Source organism: Neisseria sp. SLRRB23, assembly GCF_050896295.1.
In the GTDB taxonomy this organism is placed as follows: domain Bacteria; phylum Pseudomonadota; class Gammaproteobacteria; order Burkholderiales; family Neisseriaceae; genus Neisseria.
Window position 1 is genome coordinate 1 of sequence record NZ_JBPBFH010000169.1, and the last position, 348, is coordinate 348.

General features: G+C 54.9%; 2 pseudogenes. Both read left to right on the forward strand.

The features are described 5' to 3' along the window. Nucleotides 1-162: pseudogene (locus ACRPFF_RS11750) on the forward strand (HIT family protein); the annotation flags it as partial. Further along, a pseudogene (locus tag ACRPFF_RS11755) lies at nt 139-255 on the forward strand (tRNA glutamyl-Q(34) synthetase GluQRS); the annotation flags it as partial. The pseudogenes ACRPFF_RS11750 and ACRPFF_RS11755, both read left to right, overlap by 24 nt. Between the last annotated feature and the right edge of the window lie 93 nt (nt 256-348).

Here is a 348-nt window from a genome sequence, read left to right on the forward strand (position 1 = left end):
GTGTATAAGAGACAGATGCGCCAAGTGTTCCGGCCGGAAAAAATCAACCTCGCCAGCTTAGGCAATGTCGTGCCGAACTTGCATTGGCATATTATCGCCCGTTTTGAAAACGATGCGACTTCCCCTGCGCCGATTACCCAAAACCTCGCCCGCGACATCGGCGATTTCGTCCTGTTCCGTGCAGACGGTTACTGGGCATACCAGCTCGCCGTCGTTGCCGACGATGCCGAACAGGGCGTTACCCACATCGTGCGCGAATTTTCCGGTTGCAGCCATCGGTTTGGATAGGGATTTCAGATGGCGGTATTGCTGTCTCTTATACACATCTCCGAGCCCACGAGACTCGAC